This is a genomic window from Chromohalobacter sp. HP20-39, from assembly GCF_033052815.1.
GTDB lineage: Bacteria > Pseudomonadota > Gammaproteobacteria > Pseudomonadales > Halomonadaceae > Chromohalobacter.
The window spans coordinates 497,501-516,257 of the sequence record NZ_JAWHTP010000002.1; the positions used below are offsets into that span (position 1 = coordinate 497,501).

At 58.9% G+C, this 18,757-nt stretch carries 19 protein-coding genes; 13 read left to right on the forward strand and 6 right to left on the reverse strand.

Annotated elements, in window-relative coordinates; all coding sequences use genetic code 11:
* Positions 1–115 precede the first annotated feature (115 nt).
* The 3 genes from RVY79_RS05845 (at position 116) to RVY79_RS05855 (ending at position 3,262) form a co-directional block, all read left to right on the forward strand.
* Positions 116–469, forward strand: coding sequence for an accessory factor UbiK family protein (locus RVY79_RS05845; protein ID WP_317463103.1), 354 nt, complete (start codon positions 116–118; stop codon positions 467–469).
* A gap of 125 nt (positions 470–594) precedes the next feature.
* Entirely contained in the window at positions 595–2,109 is a 1,515-nt protein-coding gene (locus RVY79_RS05850) for a YifB family Mg chelatase-like AAA ATPase (protein ID WP_317463104.1), read from the forward strand.
* A 124-nt stretch (positions 2,110–2,233) separates the two neighbouring features.
* Positions 2,234–3,262, forward strand: coding sequence for an aspartyl/asparaginyl beta-hydroxylase domain-containing protein (locus RVY79_RS05855; RefSeq protein WP_317463105.1), 1,029 nt, complete (start codon positions 2,234–2,236; stop codon positions 3,260–3,262).
* A 225-nt stretch (positions 3,263–3,487) separates the two neighbouring features.
* Here RVY79_RS05855 and RVY79_RS05860 read toward each other — a convergent pair whose 3' ends face one another.
* The 4 genes from RVY79_RS05860 to RVY79_RS05875 all read right to left on the reverse strand — a co-directional run bounded on the left by RVY79_RS05860 (position 3,488) and on the right by RVY79_RS05875 (position 7,214).
* Entirely contained in the window at positions 3,488–4,534 is a 1,047-nt protein-coding gene (locus tag RVY79_RS05860) for a DUF4105 domain-containing protein (protein WP_317463106.1), read from the reverse strand.
* A gap of 2 nt (positions 4,535–4,536) precedes the next feature.
* Positions 4,537–5,646: a pyridoxal phosphate-dependent aminotransferase gene (locus RVY79_RS05865; protein ID WP_317463108.1), complete on the reverse strand. Its 1,110-nt coding sequence runs from the start codon at positions 5,644–5,646 to the stop codon at positions 4,537–4,539.
* Positions 5,647–5,721: 75 nt separating this feature from the next.
* A complete protein-coding gene (locus RVY79_RS05870) occupies positions 5,722–6,219 on the reverse strand; it encodes a hypothetical protein (protein ID WP_317463109.1) in 498 nt (165 codons plus the stop codon).
* Complete coding sequence (locus RVY79_RS05875; RefSeq protein WP_011508445.1) at positions 6,216–7,214, reverse strand: alpha/beta hydrolase; 999 nt, start codon at positions 7,212–7,214, stop codon at positions 6,216–6,218. Before RVY79_RS05875 ends, RVY79_RS05870 begins: the two co-directional genes overlap by 4 nt.
* Positions 7,215–7,425: 211 nt before the next feature.
* Here RVY79_RS05875 and RVY79_RS05880 point away from each other — a divergent pair, with 211 nt between their 5' ends.
* From RVY79_RS05880 to RVY79_RS05890, 3 genes are all read left to right on the forward strand, one after another.
* A complete protein-coding gene (locus RVY79_RS05880; protein WP_317463110.1) occupies positions 7,426–9,654 on the forward strand; it encodes a malate synthase G in 2,229 nt (742 codons plus the stop codon).
* A 245-nt stretch (positions 9,655–9,899) separates the two neighbouring features.
* Entirely contained in the window at positions 9,900–10,316 is a 417-nt protein-coding gene (locus RVY79_RS05885; protein WP_317463111.1) for a hypothetical protein, read from the forward strand.
* A gap of 89 nt (positions 10,317–10,405) precedes the next feature.
* The gene (locus tag RVY79_RS05890; protein WP_317463113.1) at positions 10,406–10,918 is read left to right on the forward strand and encodes a cytochrome b; all 513 of its coding nucleotides are present in this window, start codon (positions 10,406–10,408) and stop codon (positions 10,916–10,918) included.
* An 80-nt stretch (positions 10,919–10,998) separates the two neighbouring features.
* On the opposite strand, the gene RVY79_RS05895 is transcribed toward RVY79_RS05890, so the two are convergent.
* A complete protein-coding gene (locus RVY79_RS05895) occupies positions 10,999–11,451 on the reverse strand; it encodes a DUF411 domain-containing protein (RefSeq protein ID WP_128691519.1) in 453 nt (150 codons plus the stop codon).
* Between the two features lie 306 nt (positions 11,452–11,757).
* Here RVY79_RS05895 and RVY79_RS05900 point away from each other — a divergent pair, with 306 nt between their 5' ends.
* The 7 genes from RVY79_RS05900 (at position 11,758) to RVY79_RS05930 (ending at position 18,335) form a co-directional block, all read left to right on the forward strand.
* Entirely contained in the window at positions 11,758–12,234 is a 477-nt protein-coding gene (locus tag RVY79_RS05900) for a plastocyanin/azurin family copper-binding protein (protein ID WP_035414268.1), read from the forward strand.
* Positions 12,235–12,243: 9 nt separating this feature from the next.
* On the forward strand, positions 12,244–12,909 hold the full coding sequence (locus tag RVY79_RS05905; RefSeq protein WP_224113348.1) for a response regulator transcription factor: 666 nt from the start codon (positions 12,244–12,246) through the stop codon (positions 12,907–12,909).
* Complete coding sequence (locus RVY79_RS05910; RefSeq protein WP_287124727.1) at positions 12,896–14,227, forward strand: ATP-binding protein; 1,332 nt, start codon at positions 12,896–12,898, stop codon at positions 14,225–14,227. The genes RVY79_RS05905 and RVY79_RS05910 overlap by 14 nt, the downstream gene beginning before the upstream one ends.
* Positions 14,228–14,297: 70 nt before the next feature.
* On the forward strand, positions 14,298–16,094 hold the full coding sequence (locus RVY79_RS05915) for a copper resistance system multicopper oxidase (protein ID WP_224113346.1): 1,797 nt from the start codon (positions 14,298–14,300) through the stop codon (positions 16,092–16,094).
* Between the two features lie 9 nt (positions 16,095–16,103).
* On the forward strand, positions 16,104–16,868 hold the full coding sequence (locus tag RVY79_RS05920) for a copper resistance protein B (RefSeq protein WP_317463117.1): 765 nt from the start codon (positions 16,104–16,106) through the stop codon (positions 16,866–16,868).
* 140 nt (positions 16,869–17,008) lie between these two features.
* Positions 17,009–17,761: a glutaredoxin gene (locus RVY79_RS05925; RefSeq protein WP_317463118.1), complete on the forward strand. Its 753-nt coding sequence runs from the start codon at positions 17,009–17,011 to the stop codon at positions 17,759–17,761.
* Positions 17,762–17,915: 154 nt separating this feature from the next.
* Positions 17,916–18,335: a PaaI family thioesterase gene (locus RVY79_RS05930; protein WP_317463119.1), complete on the forward strand. Its 420-nt coding sequence runs from the start codon at positions 17,916–17,918 to the stop codon at positions 18,333–18,335.
* 7 nt (positions 18,336–18,342) lie between these two features.
* Here the strand turns inward: RVY79_RS05930 and RVY79_RS05935 are convergent, their stop codons facing one another.
* Positions 18,343–18,726, reverse strand: a complete 384-nt coding sequence (locus RVY79_RS05935; RefSeq protein WP_317463120.1) for a DUF423 domain-containing protein — start codon at positions 18,724–18,726, stop codon at positions 18,343–18,345.
* Positions 18,727–18,757: the final 31 nt, after the last annotated feature.

The window sequence follows — 18,757 nt, forward strand, 5'->3', positions numbered from 1 at the left end:
TCGCCAGGTTTTGGTGCGCGGCGCTGACGAGGCTGCACCAAGATGGCGCATGCGTATTTCGCCGGCCTTGCGTATGCTGTGCCGAGATGGAAACGTTCAATCCGAGGGAACTCTCATGGCGACACACGACCTCTTCTCACGTCTCGCACAGCAAGTCGGCGACCGGCTCCAGGACGCCTCGCACGCGCCGGAAGACATCCAGCGCAGCGTTCAGGGCGTGATGCGCGGTGCCTTCGATCGCATGGAACTGGTCTCGCGTGAAGACTTCGACATCCTGATGGAAGTGCTGCAACGCACGCGCTCGCGTGTCGAATCGCTCGAGGCCCAGGTCGCGGCCTTGGAAGCGGCGCTGGACGTGGACCAGAGCGCCCCGGTAGCCGCCGCCGAAGGCGCCGAACCGGCAACCGAGCACGACGCCAATGGCGATGCCGACGAAGCGAGCGCGTCCGACACTTCCCGCAAGAGCTGATCGCCACTCGACAATGGGGGCCGCCTCGGCCAAGTGAGCGGCGTCATGCCTTCCGCATCACGTGCGTTACCGCAGTCAATCAATTAGTGTATACGCATATCTTGATGTGACAGGGGGAAGGCTGCATGGCGCTTGCCATCATCAATACACGCGCCGGCCTGGGCCTGGAGGCGCCGGATGTGCTGGTCGAAGTACATCTCACTAACGGGCTCCCGGGATTGGCGATCGTCGGCCTGCCGGAGGCGGCGGTCAAAGAGAGCCGTGAGCGGGTGCGCAGTGCCCTGATCAACGCTGGTTTCGACTTTCCCACGCGGCGCATCACGCTCAATCTCGCCCCGGCGGATCTTCCCAAGGAGGGCGGACGCTTCGATCTACCCATCGCGTTGGGCATCCTGGTGGCCTCGGGGCAGATTCCCGGCGAGGCCGTGGCGGGGCTTGAGTGCCTGGGCGAGTTGGCACTGGATGGCAAGTTGCGCCCCGTACGCGGGGTCTTGCCGGCCGCCCTGGAGGCGCGCCGTGCCGGGCGTGCCCTGCTCCTGCCCGAGAGCAACGCCGATGAAGCGGCCTTGGCCGGTGATCTGGATGTCCTCCCTGCCGCTGATTTGCCGCAGGTCGTCGCGCACTTGCTCAAACAAGCGCCGATTACGCCGCACCAACTTGGTGAGCGGCCTGCACCGCGCTTGGCCGAGCCCGACCTCGCCGAGGTGCGTGGCCAGCAGCAGGCCCGGCGGGCGTTGGAAGTCGCCGCCAGCGGTGGCCACAACCTTCTTTTCGCTGGGCCTCCGGGGACCGGCAAGACCATGCTCGCCAGTCGATTGCCGGGGATTCTGCCGCCACTCCAAGAAGACGAAGCACTGGAAGTGGCCGCCGTGCGCTCCGTGTGCGGTTTACCGATTCTCGAACGCTGGGGGCAGCGCCCGTTTCGTACCCCGCATCACACCGCCAGCGGTGTGGCGTTGGTGGGCGGTGGCGGCAAGCCGCGTCCTGGAGAGATTTCCCTGGCGCATCACGGCGTGCTGTTTCTGGATGAACTGCCGGAGTTCGACCGGCGTGTACTGGAGGTGCTGCGTGAACCGCTGGAATCGGGCCAGATCGTCGTCTCGCGAGCGTTGATGCAGAGCTGCTTTCCTGCCCGTTTTCAACTCGTTGCGGCAATGAATCCATGTCCCTGCGGACATCTAGGCGACCCGCGCAAAGCTTGTGTGTGCACACCGGCCCAAGTGCAACGTTATCAGGCACGTATCTCAGGCCCGCTGCTCGACCGTATCGACCTCCAAGTAGAAGTCCCCGCGCTGCCCGCCGCGCAACTCACCGAACAACGCAGCGGCGAAAGCTCCGAGGTCGTCCGCCAGCGTGTCCTCGCCGCCCGCCAGCGCCAGGCCCAGCGCGGTGCGCTCAACGCCTATTTGCCTGGCAGCACGCTGGAGGATTTCTGCGCGCTGGATGGCCAGGAGCGCACTTGGCTGGCCGACGTGCTCAACCGCCTCAACCTCTCCGCCCGCGCCTATCACCGCGTGCTGCGCGTCGCCCTGACGCTCGCCGACCTCGCCGAGGAACCCCGGCCCCGCCAGCCGCAGCTGATGGAAGCCATCGGCTATCGTCAACTGGACCGGCTGATCGGCGGCAATGGGGGTGTTTAGGGGTTGGAATGGGAGGCACCGTCTCGTGACTGGTGCCGCCACGTGGCCTCCGGCTTTGCGTGATATTCTGGACTATCCTAGGGTGGATAGGCTGAGTCTAGCCCAAACGCCCTAGAGGTTTGTTATGCCGGTCGCCGTGCCCGTTTTCCTATTGTTTGTCATCTTCGTAGTGGGCTCCATGGTTTATGTCTACCGGTTCCGTGGTCAGGCGCATTATCAGAGTGTGGGTGAGCATTGGCGCAAGGGCTGGCCCATCTTTAACCCATTGAACTGCCTTTTGTACCTGTTTACCGAGAAACGGGCCCGGGCGCCGATCATGGATCGGCAACGCTTTGCTGAACTTCAGGTCATTCAGGACAATTGGGAGATCATTCGCCGGGAAGCCGTGGAACTGTACGAGGACCGGGTCTTTGACCAGACCAGCGATCCGGAATCGAGTGCCTATTACGACATCGGTTTTCGCACCTTTCAGAAGTACGGGTGGAGCAAGTTCTACCTCAAATGGTACGGTACTAAGCACAACTCCGCCCGGGCATCATGCCCCGAGACCTTGAAGATCCTGGACCAGGTGCCGTCTGTGAACGGCGCTATGTTCTCGATCTTGCCGGTGGGCTCGCAGTTGACCCGTCATTCGGACCCGATGGCATGTTCTCTGCGTTATCATCTAGGCCTGTCCACGCCCAATGATGATCGCTGCTACATCAATATCGACGGTCAGGACTACTCTTGGCGAGACGGAGAGGACCTGATCTTTGACGAAACCTACCTCCACTATGCGCATAATGACGCTGAGCAGTACCGGCTGATCCTGATGTGTGACGTGGAGCGCCCCACCTGGTTGCTGGGACGGGTGATCAATTTCTTCTATAAAGGACTGATGCGGTTGACGGTGGTGCCTAACGTAGAGGGTGATCAGCGGGGCTTCGCCAATAACCTGTTTGCACGCATCTCGCCGGCCTTGGCAAGGGTGCGCGAGTTGAAGAAAACCAATCGCCGCCGCTACAAGGCCATCAAGTACTCCGTGAATACGTTACTGGCTCTGGTGATTGGGGGTATGGTGCTCGGTGGCATGATGGCCCTGAACGGGCTTATTGCCTCGACGGCTAGCCTTGTGGCAGATGGCGGGGTGGGGGCCGCTGCTAGCGATTCGTAGCGGAGACTGGTTTTCCGGGTTTCGCCGGGTCCCGGCAATCACCGCTTCAATGACGTCAACAGTTGTCAGTAACAAGTCTCTCCTTACTCCTGGCCCCGCAGGCAGGTGACTTCTGTTTCCCGGGGGTATCGGAGGGGCTGGAAAATCCCGCCCCCGCCAGCCCCAACTGATGGAAGCCATCGGCTATCGCCAACTGGTCCGGCTGATCGGCGGCAATGGGGGCGTCTAGTCGTCCGCGTCGTAAGACGGAGCGTCCGCACCGGGAATACCGGCGCGGATGCGTGCGGAGAAGTCGTCGGCGTTACCCGCTTGGAGGGCGCGGGCGTTGATGTGGCCCTTGGCCCTTAGTTCGGCGAAGGGAACCGCGGGTGCCAACGCGCCGACGCTATGTACGTACTCGGGCAGGTAGCCGGATAGCAACAGTCGGTAGTCGAAGGGCAGACCGGGGACGATGCGTTTCATCATGGCGTAGACCAGCGTGGTGCAGTTGGAGGTCAGCGTGTTGTAGTAGCGCGGATCGCGTTGCAGTTCATGGGCTTCGTCGAGGTAGGCGCGAAACAGGTCCTGCATGACCGGCTTGGGCATCTGCACGCGATACAGATAGACGTCTTCGTCGCGCACGTTGGTACGTACGCGCACGATGTCGCGCTCGTCGGCGGCAATGATGCTGACTTCATATTCCTTGAAGAAGCCGCCCAGGGTCGAGAAGGCCTCGCCGCGCTCCTTGCGGATTTCCACCGAGAAGGTGACGTGGCGCCCATCGTCGAAGCCGAAGCTGACCAGCGTATGGGCAATGGCGGGACCCATCCAGTAGGACACCAGCAGGTCGACGGAGCGTATCCGGTCCAGGTCATAGTGGCGGGTGTCCCAGTGCTCGTCGAAGTCCTGCGGGGTGCGCCATTGAAAGTGACGCACGTTTTCCAGCGTGATGCGGTGATCGTCCTGGCGCATGCCGTCGACGATATGGGCGACATCCGGCGCCCAGTCGCGATCGGAGGCGGGCTGGATCGAGACCCACCAGACGCCCAGCACGAGATAGAGGATGCCATAGGCCAGCATCGCCCGCTGCGGCCAGCCCTTGACGAAGAGCCCGACGCAGCACGCCAGCGCGGCGGCGATCCATATCCCCGCGACGACGTAGCGCAGCGCGACGGGGCCGGGCAAGCGGTACCAAAGCGCCAGCACCGCCCAGCCGCTGCTGGCAATGATGAGCAGCGCCATGAGGCTGGCCAGGACCCCGTGCCACAGCGATGCCACCCAGCCGCGTGTCATGCTCAGGCCCGTGGCTCGAGTGCGCGCTCCAGCGCGGCCAGTCGGCCGGGCACCAGGGCGTCCTCGAGCGTACTGATGCGCAGCACGTGGCCCAGCGCCGGATGCGCGGGGCGGTGCACGAGCGTGCCGGCCTCGAGCAGCTCGCGGTGAACGCGGGCGGCAAGGTCCGCGTCGGGCAGGCGCACGGCGATGAAGTTGGTGGCGCTGGGTGGCACGTCGGCGCCCAGCGTTCGCAGGTGGTCGGCCAGGGCATCGCGACGGGCGTTCACGTCCCGGATGTGTTGTGCGGTTTCCTCCGGGTGATCGAGCACGGTCTCGGCGGCCGCCAGGGCCAGCGACGAGACGGCATAATGAATGCGCACCTTGTGCATGATGTCGATCAGTGCCGGTTCGGCAATGGTGTAACCGATCCGCAGGCCGGCCAGACCATGGGCCTTGGAGAAGGTTCGCAGACGCACCACGCCGGGCCACACCTCCCCGGCGGCGGGGGCGTCGGCATCGTCACGGAAGTCGTGATAGGCCTCGTCGAGCAACAGCGTGCAGTCCTCGGGCAGGGCATTGCGCAGCGCGAGGACGTCGGCATCGCTGTGCAGGTGACCGCTGGGGTTGTCGGGGTTGGCCAGATAGACCACGCGGGCTTGTTCATGCACCGCTCTGGCGGCCAGGGCGTCGAGATCCGGCGCCAGGCTGCCGGGGGCGTCGTGGTAGTCGACCTCGACCAGGCGACATCCTTGCCCCTCGGCGAAGTGGCGAAAGGTGGGATAGGTGCCCGCGCTGGCGATCACCGTGCTGCCGGGGTCGCACAGCGTGCGCAGGGCGAGCGCCATCAGGCTGTCGGCGCCGGCATCGACCAGCAGCGCCTCCAGTGGCGTGCCGAGCAGCGAGACGAGCCGCTGACGCACCTCCATGGCCTCGGCGTCGCCGTAGGCCCGGGCAAGCTCGGCGACCGCGTCGCCAAAGCGCGCCTTGAGCGCCCGGTGCGGCATGTCGAGGCCTTCGTTGGAGCCCAGCCGATGGGGGACTTCTCGGCCCAGCTTGCGCTCCAGCGCCTTGAGGCCGGGGAAGGGATTGGCCGGGCCCGAGCGGTCTAGATGGCGAGCATAGCGGGACATGCAAGACTCCTGAGGGCAAAAGGCGCATTGTGCGACCGTGACGGGCCTGAAACAACGTGGCCGGGCCCGTGCCGGCTACAACGCGCTGGCATCCAGTGCCCCGGCGAGGGTGGCCCGCCAGCTGGGGGCCTCCTGGCCGGGGCGGCGTAGCGTGATTTCCCACTGATAGGGCAGCAGCTCGCGATCCGACAGCCGGATCACGCCGTTGCCGTCCAGGCGGCTTTCGAGGATCCAGTGATTGGCCGGCGCATCGTCGGCCACCATCGAGGGTGTCCAGTCGAGGACCTGGGGACCGTCCTCCAGTGCCAGCAGTGCGCGGCCCAGCGTCTCGGTGAGCCTTCCCGCACTGATGCCGAGCGTCGCGTCGACCGTCGGCGGCGCGAGCATCACGACCATGTCCTGCGACATCCCCGACCAGGGGGGCGAGGCAAGCAGCGCCTCGGCGGCCTGGCTGCTCATGCCGTACACGGCCTGGCGCATGTTGCGCGGTTCTTCATCGAGCCCCGCGCACCCCGCCAGCGACAGGCAGAGCGCAAGGAGCCAGACGCGAGGACGCACGCGGTGCCGGCTCATGGCGATTCCCGTGAGCAGGCGTCGGCGGACGTGCCCCGCGAGGTGCCGGCCTGCCGCTCGTAGCGTGCCAGAAAGGCGGCCAATTCCTCGAAAAGCGTATCGCGGATGGACTGGGCTTCGTTGACGAGATGATGCCGCGCGTCGGGATGGCGGTGTATCTCGGCGTTGGGGAACTTGCCCAGCAGGGTGTCCAGGTTCCACTGCCAGTCCACGGTGAGATCCTGTTCGCCCTGCAGGATCAACACCGGCAAGTCACTGGGCGGCATGGACAGCAGCAGGGGAATCCAGTCGCGCATGGCGCTGACCCAGGTCAGGGCCAGGCGATCGGGTTGCAAGGGGTCGCCACTGCGCAGGAAATCGGCGAAACCGAGGTCGGTGGTATTGGCGCGAAACCGTCGCGGCACCGAACGCACGAAGGGGCTGACCACCCGGTGCAGCCAGCTGGATTGCTGCCAGCCCCAGGGACGCACCAGCGGCGCCAGCAGGGCGAGGCCGGCCCAGTGGGTGCGGTGGCCCTGGGTCAGGGCATCGGTGGCCAGAATCGCCGCGCCGGTGCTCTGGCCGATCCCGATCCAGGGCGCGTCGGCGACGTCGAGGCGCGCGACCTCCTCGGTCAGCACGCTCAGGCAACTGACGTAATCGTCGAAGTCGTCGATCGAGGCACGCGCGCCGCTGGACAGTCCATGGCCGGGGAGATCCCACATCACCACCCGCCATCCGCGTGCCAGTACCAGCTCGAGCAGGTGGCGGTAGAGTCCCAGGTGATCGAAGTAGCCGTGGACCACGAAGATCGTGCCCTGCGGGTCGGGCGGACTCCACACCTGGGCCCATAGTCGGAAGCCCCGCGCCTCGATGAAGCCGGCGTGCAATGCGACGTCTTCGGCCAGCAAGGGCGTCAGGCGGTAATGATCGAGATAGGCGGCCATCGTCGACGAGGGCGGCAGGCCGATCGGAGCCAGCGGGCCTAGGTGTTGCAAGTGGGTAAAGTCGGTCATGCGGTTCTCCCGGTGACGTCCATGCTAGCGCCCGCAAGGCTTTGAAGCTACCGGGAAATTGTCATGTCTCGCCCGGCGAGATAGGGCGGTGTCGCGCGGCAGGGGGCGACGCGTGCACGCTCAGACCAATGGGGGAGGTGACAGGACGCCCATTCCGGTCTAATTTGTGGAATTATTTTCCACGTTTGAGGCGATGCCCGAGGAGAGCCGCATGACAGACCGTACGACACGCCATCGTTTGCAGGTGGCCAGCCAGCTCGACCGTTTCATCAACGACGAAGCGTTGCCGGGAACGGGCGTCGACCCCGAGGCCTTCTGGGCCGGGTTCGATGCCCTGGTCCACGAGCTCGTGCCCACCAACCGTGACCTGCTGGCCGAGCGCGAGCGACTGCAGGACGAACTGGACGCCTGGCACAAGGCGAACCCCGGGCCGGTGCGGGACATGGCCGCCTATCGTGCCTTCCTGAAGGACATCGGTTATCTGGTCGAGGCGCCGGCCAAGGTGCAGGCCACCACCGCCAATGTCGATGACGAGATCGCCGTGCAGGCGGGGCCCCAGCTGGTGGTGCCGGTAAGCAACGCGCGTTATGCCCTCAATGCCGCCAATGCGCGCTGGGGCAGCCTTTACGACGCGCTCTACGGCACCGACGTGATTCCCGAGACGGACGGCGCCGAAAAAAGCCAGGGCTACAACCCCAAGCGTGGCGAAAAGGTCATCGCCTACGCACGCGGTGTGCTCGACCAGGCAGCCCCCCTGGCCGAGGGCACGCATGCCGAGGCGAGCGCTTATGCTCTGCGTGACGGCAAGCTGGTGGTGACCCTGCAGGGCGGCGGTGAGACGGGGCTGGCCGATCCTGCGCAACTGGTCGGTTACCGAGGCGAGGCACAGGCGCCCACGGCGGTGCTGCTCGCCAATCATGGCCTGCATCTGGAAGTCCAGTTCGACGCCACACACCCCATCGGCAAGACCGATCCGGCCCACGTCAAGGACGTGCTGGTCGAGGCGGCGGTGAGCACTATCATGGACTGCGAGGACTCCGTGGCGGCCGTGGACGCCGATGACAAGACGCTGGTCTATCGCAACTGGCTGGGGCTGATGAAGGGCGACCTCGAGGAGCGCTTCGACAAGGGCGGCAAGACGGTGACGCGCGCCCTCAACCCGGACCGCGACTACACGGTCCCCGGCGGTGGCGAGTTGCGCCTGCCCGGACGCTCTTTGCTGTTCGTGCGCAATGTCGGCCATCTGATGACCACGCCGGCCGTGCTCGATGGCGATGGCAACGAGATTCCCGAGGGAATGCTGGATGGCGTGGTCACCAGTCTGCTGGCGATTCACGACCTCAAGAAAGGCGACGGCGCAGCCCCGTCCGCCACGGCACCGGAGGCCAAGCGTAATAGCCGGACGGGATCGGTCTATATCGTCAAGCCCAAGATGCACGGCCCCAGGGAAGTGGCCTTCGCCAACAGCCTGTTCATGCGCATCGAAGACATGCTGGGCCTGCCGCGCGATACCCTCAAGATGGGCATCATGGACGAGGAGCGGCGTACCTCGATCAACCTCGATGCGTGCATTCACGAGGCGGCGTCCCGCGTGGCGTTCATCAACACCGGCTTCCTCGACCGTACCGGCGACGAGATGCACACCGCCATGGAAGCCGGCCCCATGCTGCGCAAGGGGGAGATGAAGGGCACCAAGTGGATCGCGGCCTACGAAAAGAACAATGTCCAGACCGGCTTGGCGTGCGGCCTGCGCGGCCGGGCGCAGATCGGCAAGGGCATGTGGGCCATGCCGGAGCTGATGGCAGCGATGCTCGAGCAGAAGATCGGGCATCCCCAGGCCGGTGCGACCACGGCCTGGGTGCCGTCACCCACCGCCGCCGTGCTGCATGCCCTGCACTACCATCAGGTCGATGTCGCGACGATTCAGCGTGAACTGGAGGCCAAGCCTGGTGGCGACTTTCTCGACGATCTGCTCACCGTGCCGGTGGTCGAAAGCGCGGCTTCGGGCGCTAACAAGAGCCCGAGCTGGTCCGACGACGAGATTCAGCAGGAGCTGGATAACAACTGTCAGGGCATCCTCGGCTATGTGGTGCGCTGGGTCGAGCATGGCGTGGGCTGCTCCAAGGTGCCGGACATCCACGACGTGGGGCTGATGGAGGATCGCGCGACGTTGCGTATCTCCAGTCAGCACATTGCCAACTGGCTGCATCACGGCATCGTCAGCGAGGCACGGGTACGCGAGACGCTGGAGCGCATGGCCAAGGTGGTCGACGACCAGAATGCCCACGATCCCGACTATACGCCGATGACCTCGCACCTGGCGGAGTCCTGCGCCTTTCAGGCGGCATCCGACCTGATCTTCAAGGGGCGTGAGCAGCCCGCCGGCTACACCGAGCCGCTGCTGCACCAGTGGCGCGCGGTGCACAAGGCGCGGGGGTAAAAAGAGGGAAGTTTGAAGAGCGGCGCTTCGCGCCTGGAAGCTGGAAGAAAAGCCACAACCGAAAACCGTTTGTCTTGGCTGAGGGCGGTGGTAGTGTCTTGGCTTCCAGCTTCCAGCTTCCAGCTTCCAGCTGCGGAACACCGTGCCCCGGCGGTTGCGCTATCTTGGCCACTACGCTGTCTTTTAAGCGTCGTTTCAGCTTTATGGGATATAAAGTATTTGTACCCAATGAAATGAGGTGTGCCATGAAAGTGAAAATGATTGCATTGACAGCTTTTGTCTCCAGCGCGTTAGCAATTCCTGCTGTTGCGAGCGTTGGTCATGACGGTGGCGTTCCCGTGCTAGAAGATGGTATTTCATCGAGTCAGATGATTAGCAATGGTAACGAAAACCGATACACCGTATCTATTGATAAGCCGACTACTTTAACAGTAACAAGTGAGCACTATGCTGGTAGCTCTAGCCGTGGAAACTATCTGAAGGCGGTGCTCTATGACGCATCAGGAGAAATGGTTGCCGCAGCGTCAGATCCTGATGGGCACTTTTCTCTTGTCAGGTCATTAGAGCCAGGAGATTATCAGCTTATGGTTACTGGAAGCACTACCATGGGAGGCGCTCATGAAAGTCGGAATATCTACCAACTCCACACCCAATATCAATAAGTGATGCATGGTAAATTAAGGGCCGGCTGATTGGGGTTGGCCGGTTCTTCTTGTAGTGTGCAATCCTAAAATAGCATGGGGTGTGGATAATGAAGGCAACGGACTCATATAAATACTATGGTGTTGTTAGTCGCGTATTGCATTGGATAACTGCAATATTGGTCATTATACAGCTAGCCGATGTATATATGCGTAGTTGGGACCCCAAGAATATTTTTAGTCAGTATGTACAGCCGTGGCATATGACGATAGGGGTTTCTATTTTGGGGGTAATGTTGCTCCGCATGATCTGGTTGTTGGTGCAGAGAAAGCATAGGCCACGAAGTAGAAGTGTAATGGTAAGGTTTGGGCATTTTAGCATATACGTTGTTCTGATCGCTATCCCCTTGAGTGGCTTATTGCAAGGTTATCCCGTTTTAGTTTTTGATACTCTTCTGACAAAAGGTCTTGACACAAAATGGGATACGATTTTTCAGGAGCTGCATGGCCCACTTGCTTATATACTGACAGCGTTGATTGCAGGACATGTGTTTATGGCGATATTGCATCGCCTAGTACATCGTGACGGAACTTGGGAAAAAATGATAGGGAAAAATCAATAGCTTTGGTTAAGATTTTGTCGTGTGTAAAAAAGGAGGGGAGATGCTCCCCTCTAAAAGCCAGGCTACGATGAAAATATTTTCTAAAAAGTCATGAAAGAATGGTCTTTATTATTTTTAAATTCATAGATTTTAAAGGGTGCTTCTTGAGCCCCGGGCATGCCTGGGGATCCTTTCGGCATGCCGACAAGGCCAATGCCATTTATATCCGGTTGTTTAGAGAAAAGCGTTGCTAGTGCTTTCTTAGGAACGTGACCCTCGATCCAATACTTACCCATTTTAAGGGTATGGCATGAAGCCAAATTCTTGGGCACTTCTGCTCGCTTCTTGATGCTATCCAGCGCAACATCATCCACGATCGTGATCCTGACACCTTGCGTTTCAAGGTAATGTGCATAAGCTGTACAACAGTCGCACCTGGGGTCTTTGTAAAGAGTTGCTTCATCAGGTAGGTCGTTTGCCGACACTGCCTCTGTTGCCAAGAAACTACATGCCAGTAGTGAAGCAAGGAGTTGTTTAATGCCTGTATCCTTCATGAGGGCCCCTGAAAAGGTACTTAATAAGAGAAGCAATGCTTAATCCAATAAGCAAAAGTAATGTTAGTGGCATAAGCCACCCTATCCATCCCATTGAGCCCATTAAAGCGAAACATTCTGAATTCATCATGAAAATTCTCTTGGCAGTGCTATCCTAAGGTAAAGAGTACAGCCTTTGTGTAGCCCAAAGGTCAAGCTGTAGAAATGATCATGGCTTTTTGTTAGCAAACTAAGTAGATGTATTCAGGATCATTTCAGGTTGTGCCTCTATAAAGGGTAGACATCCACTTTTGTAGGAGAACACTGATGTATAAGAAGCATCTGGTATCAAGCCTTTTGGCAATCTCGTTGAGTACGCTGGCGGCGGCTTCCTGGGCCTCGGCCGGGCATGGAAATAGCGAAAAGGTGAGTGACGCTGACGTTGATCGCACCATCACGGTGGAAGCGGGAGACATGTGGTTTGATCCTGAGGACATTGAGGCCTCTACCGGGGAAACCATTAAATTCGAGATCACTAACACGGGTAGTATAGAACACGAGTTCACAATTGGAGACGAGTCTGCTCAAGAGGAGCATCGTGATATGATGCAAGAAATGAGTGAAGGCGATGGTGGACATCATATGTCGGAAGGTAGTGATGGCATGGCTTCGGTGACCATCGAACCCGGTGAGACTGAAGAGCTGGTTTGGACGGTTCCGGATAGTGTTAAAAACCTAGAGTATGCCTGCAACATCCCTGGGCATTATGAGTCAGGTATGTATGGGAACGTTACAGTGAAATGATGTGAATATATGAGACTGTTGCTTCTTGAAGATGATGATCTGCTTGCCGATAGCTTATCGGAAAGCTTGAAGGACAACGGTTACCTCGTTGACGTGGCCGACTCGATAAAAGCGGCCACGTCACTTGTGGCAACCGAGTGTTATGAACTGGCTGTTATCGATATTGGCCTGCCGGATGGCTCTGGCCTTGACTTGATTGCACATTGGCGTAAGCAAAAGGTTGGCATGCCTATTTTGGTTCTTACGGCAAGGGATACTTGGGAAGATAAAGTGTCCGGGTTAGAAACTGGTGCAGATGATTATTTGACAAAGCCATTTCATGAGGCCGAGTTATTGGCGAGGCTTAAAGCATTGCTTAGACGCCGCTCTGGAAGTGTGTCTCAAATACTGACAGTTAATGGGGTTTCTTTAGATGAGGCTGGGCAATCAGTTTGTACAGAAAGTCTTCCTTGGCGTTCGCTAACGGCAACTGAATATCGACTGTTGCGTTACCTGATGCACCACCCCGATCGTGTGCATTCTAAAGATCATTTGCTCGATCAACTTTACGCGCTTGAACAAGATGCAGCTGAATCTAATCTGGTGGAGGTATATATTGCCCGGCTGCGCCGGTATTTAGGTAAGGAATTGATACAAACACGTCGCGGCCAGGGGTACTTATTTGTATCGCATTGATTGGCACAGTCTGCGGTTTCGCCTGCTAGCTTGGCTAGGAAGCGTAGCGCTTGTAGTAGTGGTCGTAACATGGCTGATGCATGGCTTTTTTTTGGAAAATATTGCCAAGGATTTTCTTGGTGAGCGTCTTCGTAGGGAGGCTGATCATGCTGTTTCTCAGCTGGGTGAAGAACGCTCCTTGGTCCCCGAGTCATTACAGTCTGTAAGCCAAAGCTATCAAGTTTTTCACCACCTGTATGTACTATCCATTGGCGGTAGTGTTAGTGCCTCGGATCCGAAGTGGCGGACAAGGCTTTCTCCACTGCTCGCAAGCGACCGTGATTCCTTGGTAGAAGTAGAAGAAGGGGGGCGCCACTTACTGGTCTATCGTCGCCATTTTAGCTGGGAAGATAGTAACGGCGTGTTGCTTATTGGAGAAGACTTTTCACAGGTGGAGGCTGGGCTTTCAGCTTTACATTGGTGGGTGGGGGCGGTCGCAGGAGCATTGTTGATAGTATTGATAGTGCTTAACATGTTGGCAGTCAATCGTGGCTTGAAGCCATTGAGAGAATTACGAGAACAGTTGGATGCACTACAAGCGGGGAAGCGTCGACGGTTTTCAGTACTGGCACCTTCTGAATTGAATGCCCTCGTCGAGCAGCTCAACCGGTTCATGGATGATATAGATTCACGTTTACAGCGCTCACGTGAGTCGGCGGCCAATCTTTCTCACGCGTTGAAGACACCATTGGCTGCCGTGACACAGGTGCTTCGTGGGAATCGGCCAATTAATGATGATCGCCGCCTCAAGCTTCTCGTAAGAATAGAAAATATTAATGCTCAGCTTGATGCTGAGCTGCGCCGCTCTCGAATAGCGGGTCCCAATATGGGGAGAGTGACTCATTTAATGAACGATAGCTCTCGCCTTATAGACATGTTTCGTGGCCTTTATCCTGATAAGGAGTTCCAGATAACATATTCCAGTGTTGACCGGGATCAGGTGCCCGTAGAGCCTCATGATTTTGCGGAAATGCTCGGGATACTATTAGATAATGGAGGCAAATGGGCAAAACACTATATCTGCTGCGATATAAGGTTGTTAACAGAAACTTTGGTGATAATCATCGATGATGATGGTCCTGGTGTGGCGGAAAGCGATTTGCCTAGGTTGGGCGAGCGGGGCAAGCGTTTGGACGAGCGCCATCCGGGGTATGGCTTGGGATTGTCCATATTGACTCAGCTAGCTGCGCGCTATGCCGGATACGCACAATTTTCTCATAGCTCACTTGGTGGTCTGCACGCAGAGGTGATTCTACCCTTCGCCGAGGTAGCGAGGTAACAGTTCGTTCAGTTTTGATTCAGCTTGTTCTGGCAGGATCAAGCTATGTAAAACCTAATGGGAGTTGCACATGGCACGCTCACCTGTTGTATCGCGCCCTTTCTCGCGCCGCCAGGTGCTAAAAGGAGGAGCTGCCCTCGGATTGGGATCTGCTGCTGCTTTGGGGTTGAGTCCAGCCTGGGCCAATCCATGGGGCAGGAGTACTACATATTCCTATGAGAGCGAAGAAGGGCCTAACGTGTCCTTGTCCATTCGCCGTGAGTCCTTGCCTGTTGCTGGACAAGAGGCGCGGCCTATTACCATTAATGGCACTAGCCCAGGGCCTTTGATTCGCTTGAAGGAAGGCCAAGACGCTGTACTACGGGTCACCAATCTGCTTGAGGAATCCACGTCCATTCATTGGCACGGCATGATCCTGCCACCCGGCATGGATGGTGTGCCCGGCATCAGCTTTGCAGGCATCGCGCCTGGTGAGACCTTTACCTACCGCTTCCCGGTACAGCAAAACGGGACCTACTGGTATCACAGCCACTCGGGGCTTCAGGAGCAGCTTGGTCATGCTGGCCCTCTGATCATCGACGCTGCCGAACCGGAGCCCTTTCGTTATGATCGCGAGCATGTGCTTCTGTTGACTGATTGGACCTTCGAAAATCCTGCGTCGGTATTTCGCAACCTGAAGACAATGGAAGGGTTTTACAACTTTCAGGAACGCACTCTCGCTGATTTTTTTGCCGATGTTCGGCGTAAAGGCTTTTCAGACACGGTGGAAATGCGCCAAATGTGGGCAAAAATGCGCATGAGCTCGCGAGATATCGCCGATGTGACTGGTAGCACTTACACTTATCTACTAAATGGCCGCGCCCCCGAGGAGAACTGGACGGCGTTGTTCAAGGCGGGTGAGCGCGTGCGCCTTCGAGTGATTAACGGTTCGGCGATGTCGTATTTCGATGTGCGCATTCCCGGCCTGAAAATGACCGTGGTAGCCGCCGATGGCCAGCCAGTGCAACCCGTGCCTGTGGACGAATTCCGCATTGGTGTGGCCGAGACCTACGACGTGCTGGTCTCCCCCGAAGACGATCAAGCTTATACGATCTTTGCTGAATCAATGGATCGCAGCGGCTACGCCCGTGCCACCCTGGCCCCACGTGATGGCATGCAGGCTGAAATCCCCAAGCGCCGCCAAATTGCCGACCGCGGGATGGAAGGGATGGCAGCTGGCGCAATGGTGGGCATGAAAGGAATGGATCATTCCGGCATGTCCAGAGATGACATGGAGGGCATGGACCACTCCAATATGTCCGGCGGAGACATGGAGGGCATGGACCACGGCAGCGGCGACGGCATGGCGAAAGAAAAAGCCAAGACGCGCGAGAATGGCATGCTTGTGGCCGGTGAGGCCCAGCCGGGCTCACGCTATGGCGAGGCAGGCATCGGCATCGACCCCGACGAGCGCCGTATGCTGGTCTACCGCGACCTGAAAGCCTTCACCCCATGGCCTGACCGGCGCGGCCCCGGCCGCGAGCTGGAGCTGCATTTGACCGGCAACATGGAACGCTACATGTGGTCGTTCGATGGCAAGAAATTCAGCGAAGTCTCAGGCCCTATCCACTTTGAAAAGGATGAGCGTCTGCGCCTGATCTTGATCAATGACACCATGATGGAGCACCCCATTCATCTTCACGGTATGTGGATGGAGCTGGAAAACGGCCAGGGTGAGTTAATTCCACGCAAGCATACCCTGAACGTGAAGCCCGGTGAGCGGGTCTCCGCGCTTATCACGGCAGATGCGGAAGGAAGCTGGGCTTTTCACTGTCACCTTCTTTACCACATGGAAGCTGGCATGTTCCGCGTTGTTCAGGTTTCTTGAGGAGGCAGTATGAAGATAAAACTTTACCTCGTGGGTGTGAGTGCGGCATTCATCTTTGCTTCCTTGGCTAAAGCTGATGATGGTTACGATGCTCCTGATGGCTGGCCATCCCCTATCGTGGAGCATAATCAAGGCACGGCACAATTTGATCGGCTTGAATATAGTATTCCGGAGAATGGTAAGGATGCCATGGTATGGGACTTCCAGGGGTGGTACGGCAGCGACGTTAACCGTATGTACGTAAAATCGGAAGGTGAAAATATTCAGGGAGACGGTGAAGACGCCGAGTTTGAGTCCCTGGAGCTACTCTATAGCCGGTTGATTGCCGATTTTTGGGAGCTGCAGGGTGGCGTGGGTTACCAAGGGGGTGTGTTCTCTGATGATCATGAAGAGCGAACCTACGGTGTCGTTGGGTTGCAAGGGGTTATGCCATATGAAATTGAGACCGATGTAGCCTTGCAAGTGAGTGACGAAGGAGATGTATCCGCTAGTTTCGAGGGAGAATATGACTTTCGACTTACTCAGCGACTCTATGTACAGCCACGCACGGAAATCGCCATGGCCGCCAATGAAGTCGAAGAATTTGGCGTGGGCGAAGGGCTGAACTCCGTGCGTGTCGGCATGCGTTTGGGTTATGAGGTGACCCGCCGCGTCGCGCCTTACGTAGGCGCTTACTGGGAAAAAGAGTACGGTGAGACTGCGGATCTAACTCGTGCGAACGGTGATAGAACGGAGGGCACGGGCGTTGTCGCAGGTATCAAGCTGATCCTGTGAGTCATCATGCTTTCCCCGCCTTGGTCAGCGCCGAGTGAGGTGTGTTCTTGTTGATGTCGAGAGCTTGACTTTAGGGCAGCATCAAGCACTAACCTGAATGGCAGGATAAAGAGTAGGTATTCGCTACAAGGAGGCTGGCAATGACATCATCAACGCATCAAAGTGCGCGGGTTTATAGAATGAAAACCGCCGAGCATATGTGCCCGTTCGGCTTGAAAACTGTCGATCTACTCAAGCGCAAAGGCTATGAGGTCGACGACCATACACTAACGTCACGCGATGAAATCGACGCGTTCAAAGCGCAGGAAAACGTCGATACGACACCACAGGTGTATATCGGCGAGAAACGCATTGGCGGCTATGAAGAACTGCGTCAACATTTGGGGATGAGTGTTCCCAATGCAAAAGACATCACTTACCGGCCTGTGGTCGCGATTTTCGTCACCGCGTTGCTGATCGGCCTTGCCGTTAGCTGGGCTGCCCATGGCGCGCTATTAACTGCGCGCATGCCGGAATACGCCGTTGCCACGGCAATGGTGCTACTGGGCTTGCAGAAACTGCAGGACGTGGAAAGCTTCAGCACCATGTTTCTCAATTACGACCTGCTTGCCCAGCGCCATGTCCCTTATGGTTACGTGTACCCCTACGCCGAAACGCTATCCGGTTTGCTCATGCTGGCGGGAGCACTGATCTGGGTGGCCGCGCCGCTGGCGTTGTTTGTCGGCACTGTGGGAGCCGTTTCCGTCTTCAAGGCCGTTTATATCGACAAACGTGAGCTCAAATGCGCCTGTGTGGGCGGTAATAGCAATGTGCCGCTGGGCTTTGTATCGCTGACGGAAAATCTGGTGATGATCGCCATGGGGCTCTGGATGCCACTGCGAATGCTGATGTAAACCGTCTGAGCGCCCCTTTCTTGGAGACGCCTGCGTACAGTATGCGAGGCGGTGAGCCGGTGGCGCCGCATGGTGCGTGTGTTTTCGAGTGATGTTGCGCTATCTTGACCACTGCGCCGACGTCTTGAGCACTGCTGCCGGGGGAGAATTTGCCATGACCGTGATGACCGCCGCCGCCATCGAGGAGTTCCTCGACGAGGTCTTTCCACAGCGACAAGGCACCATCGAAGGCGTGGGTGAGATGCGTGCGACCATGAGCTTGGCCATCGAGGACGAACACTTGCGTCCCGGTGGCTGTGTCTCGGGCCCCACGCTGATGGGGCTAGCGGATGTCTGTCTGTATGTGGCGATCCTGGCCCAGGTTGGGCCTGAGCCGATGGCGGTAACCACCGATTTCAATTGCCACTTCCTGCGCCGCGCGCGCGGCGACCGCGATCTCATCGCCAATGCACACGTCGTCAAGCTGGGCGAGCGCCTGGCGGTCGGCGAGGTGCACTTGTTTTCTGCCGATGACGAGGATCCCGTGGCCACCGTCACCGCGACCTATGCGCTCCCCGAGCATGATGATGACTGACGGTGGTTCAACCAGCGGGCTGCTGACGCCAGCCGCACCAGGCGAGCGTCAGCCAGCCGGCCATCAGCAATAGCCCGCCGAGCGGTGTGATGGGCCCCAGCCAATGGGCGCCGGTCAGCGCGAGCAGGTAAAGCGAGCCGGAAAACGCCGCCATCCCCAGGCTCCATAGCCAGAGCACCGCCCGTTGCCCTTGCAGCGGTTGCTGCCCCCGCCAGATGAGTACCGCCATGGCGGCCAGGGTATGCCAGGCCTGGTAACGCACGCCGGTCTCGAAGGCCTCGAGCAGTCGCGGTGCGAGCCAGCCGTCAAGTGCGTGGGCGCCGAACGCCCCGGCCATCACGACCACGAAGCCGCTCAAGGCGACGAGTATCCATCCACCACGGTGGGTCATGTCTCATCCTGTGTCACTGACTACGCTGAAA

Coding starts and splice junctions, on each gene's coding strand:
- RVY79_RS05845 (WP_317463103.1), top strand. CDS start 116: ATGGCGACACACGACCTCTTCTCACGTCTCGCACAGCAAGTCGGCGAC.
- RVY79_RS05850 (WP_317463104.1), top strand. CDS start 595: ATGGCGCTTGCCATCATCAATACACGCGCCGGCCTGGGCCTGGAGGCG.
- RVY79_RS05855 (WP_317463105.1), top strand. CDS start 2,234: ATGCCGGTCGCCGTGCCCGTTTTCCTATTGTTTGTCATCTTCGTAGTG.
- RVY79_RS05860 (WP_317463106.1), bottom strand. CDS start 4,534: ATGACACGCGGCTGGGTGGCATCGCTGTGGCACGGGGTCCTGGCCAGC.
- RVY79_RS05865 (WP_317463108.1), bottom strand. CDS start 5,646: ATGTCCCGCTATGCTCGCCATCTAGACCGCTCGGGCCCGGCCAATCCC.
- RVY79_RS05870 (WP_317463109.1), bottom strand. CDS start 6,219: ATGAGCCGGCACCGCGTGCGTCCTCGCGTCTGGCTCCTTGCGCTCTGC.
- RVY79_RS05875 (WP_011508445.1), bottom strand. CDS start 7,214: ATGACCGACTTTACCCACTTGCAACACCTAGGCCCGCTGGCTCCGATC.
- RVY79_RS05880 (WP_317463110.1), top strand. CDS start 7,426: ATGACAGACCGTACGACACGCCATCGTTTGCAGGTGGCCAGCCAGCTC.
- RVY79_RS05885 (WP_317463111.1), top strand. CDS start 9,900: ATGAAAGTGAAAATGATTGCATTGACAGCTTTTGTCTCCAGCGCGTTA.
- RVY79_RS05890 (WP_317463113.1), top strand. CDS start 10,406: ATGAAGGCAACGGACTCATATAAATACTATGGTGTTGTTAGTCGCGTA.
- RVY79_RS05895 (WP_128691519.1), bottom strand. CDS start 11,451: ATGAAGGATACAGGCATTAAACAACTCCTTGCTTCACTACTGGCATGT.
- RVY79_RS05900 (WP_035414268.1), top strand. CDS start 11,758: ATGTATAAGAAGCATCTGGTATCAAGCCTTTTGGCAATCTCGTTGAGT.
- RVY79_RS05905 (WP_224113348.1), top strand. CDS start 12,244: ATGAGACTGTTGCTTCTTGAAGATGATGATCTGCTTGCCGATAGCTTA.
- RVY79_RS05915 (WP_224113346.1), top strand. CDS start 14,298: ATGGCACGCTCACCTGTTGTATCGCGCCCTTTCTCGCGCCGCCAGGTG.
- RVY79_RS05920 (WP_317463117.1), top strand. CDS start 16,104: ATGAAGATAAAACTTTACCTCGTGGGTGTGAGTGCGGCATTCATCTTT.
- RVY79_RS05925 (WP_317463118.1), top strand. CDS start 17,009: ATGACATCATCAACGCATCAAAGTGCGCGGGTTTATAGAATGAAAACC.
- RVY79_RS05930 (WP_317463119.1), top strand. CDS start 17,916: ATGACCGTGATGACCGCCGCCGCCATCGAGGAGTTCCTCGACGAGGTC.
- RVY79_RS05935 (WP_317463120.1), bottom strand. CDS start 18,726: ATGACCCACCGTGGTGGATGGATACTCGTCGCCTTGAGCGGCTTCGTG.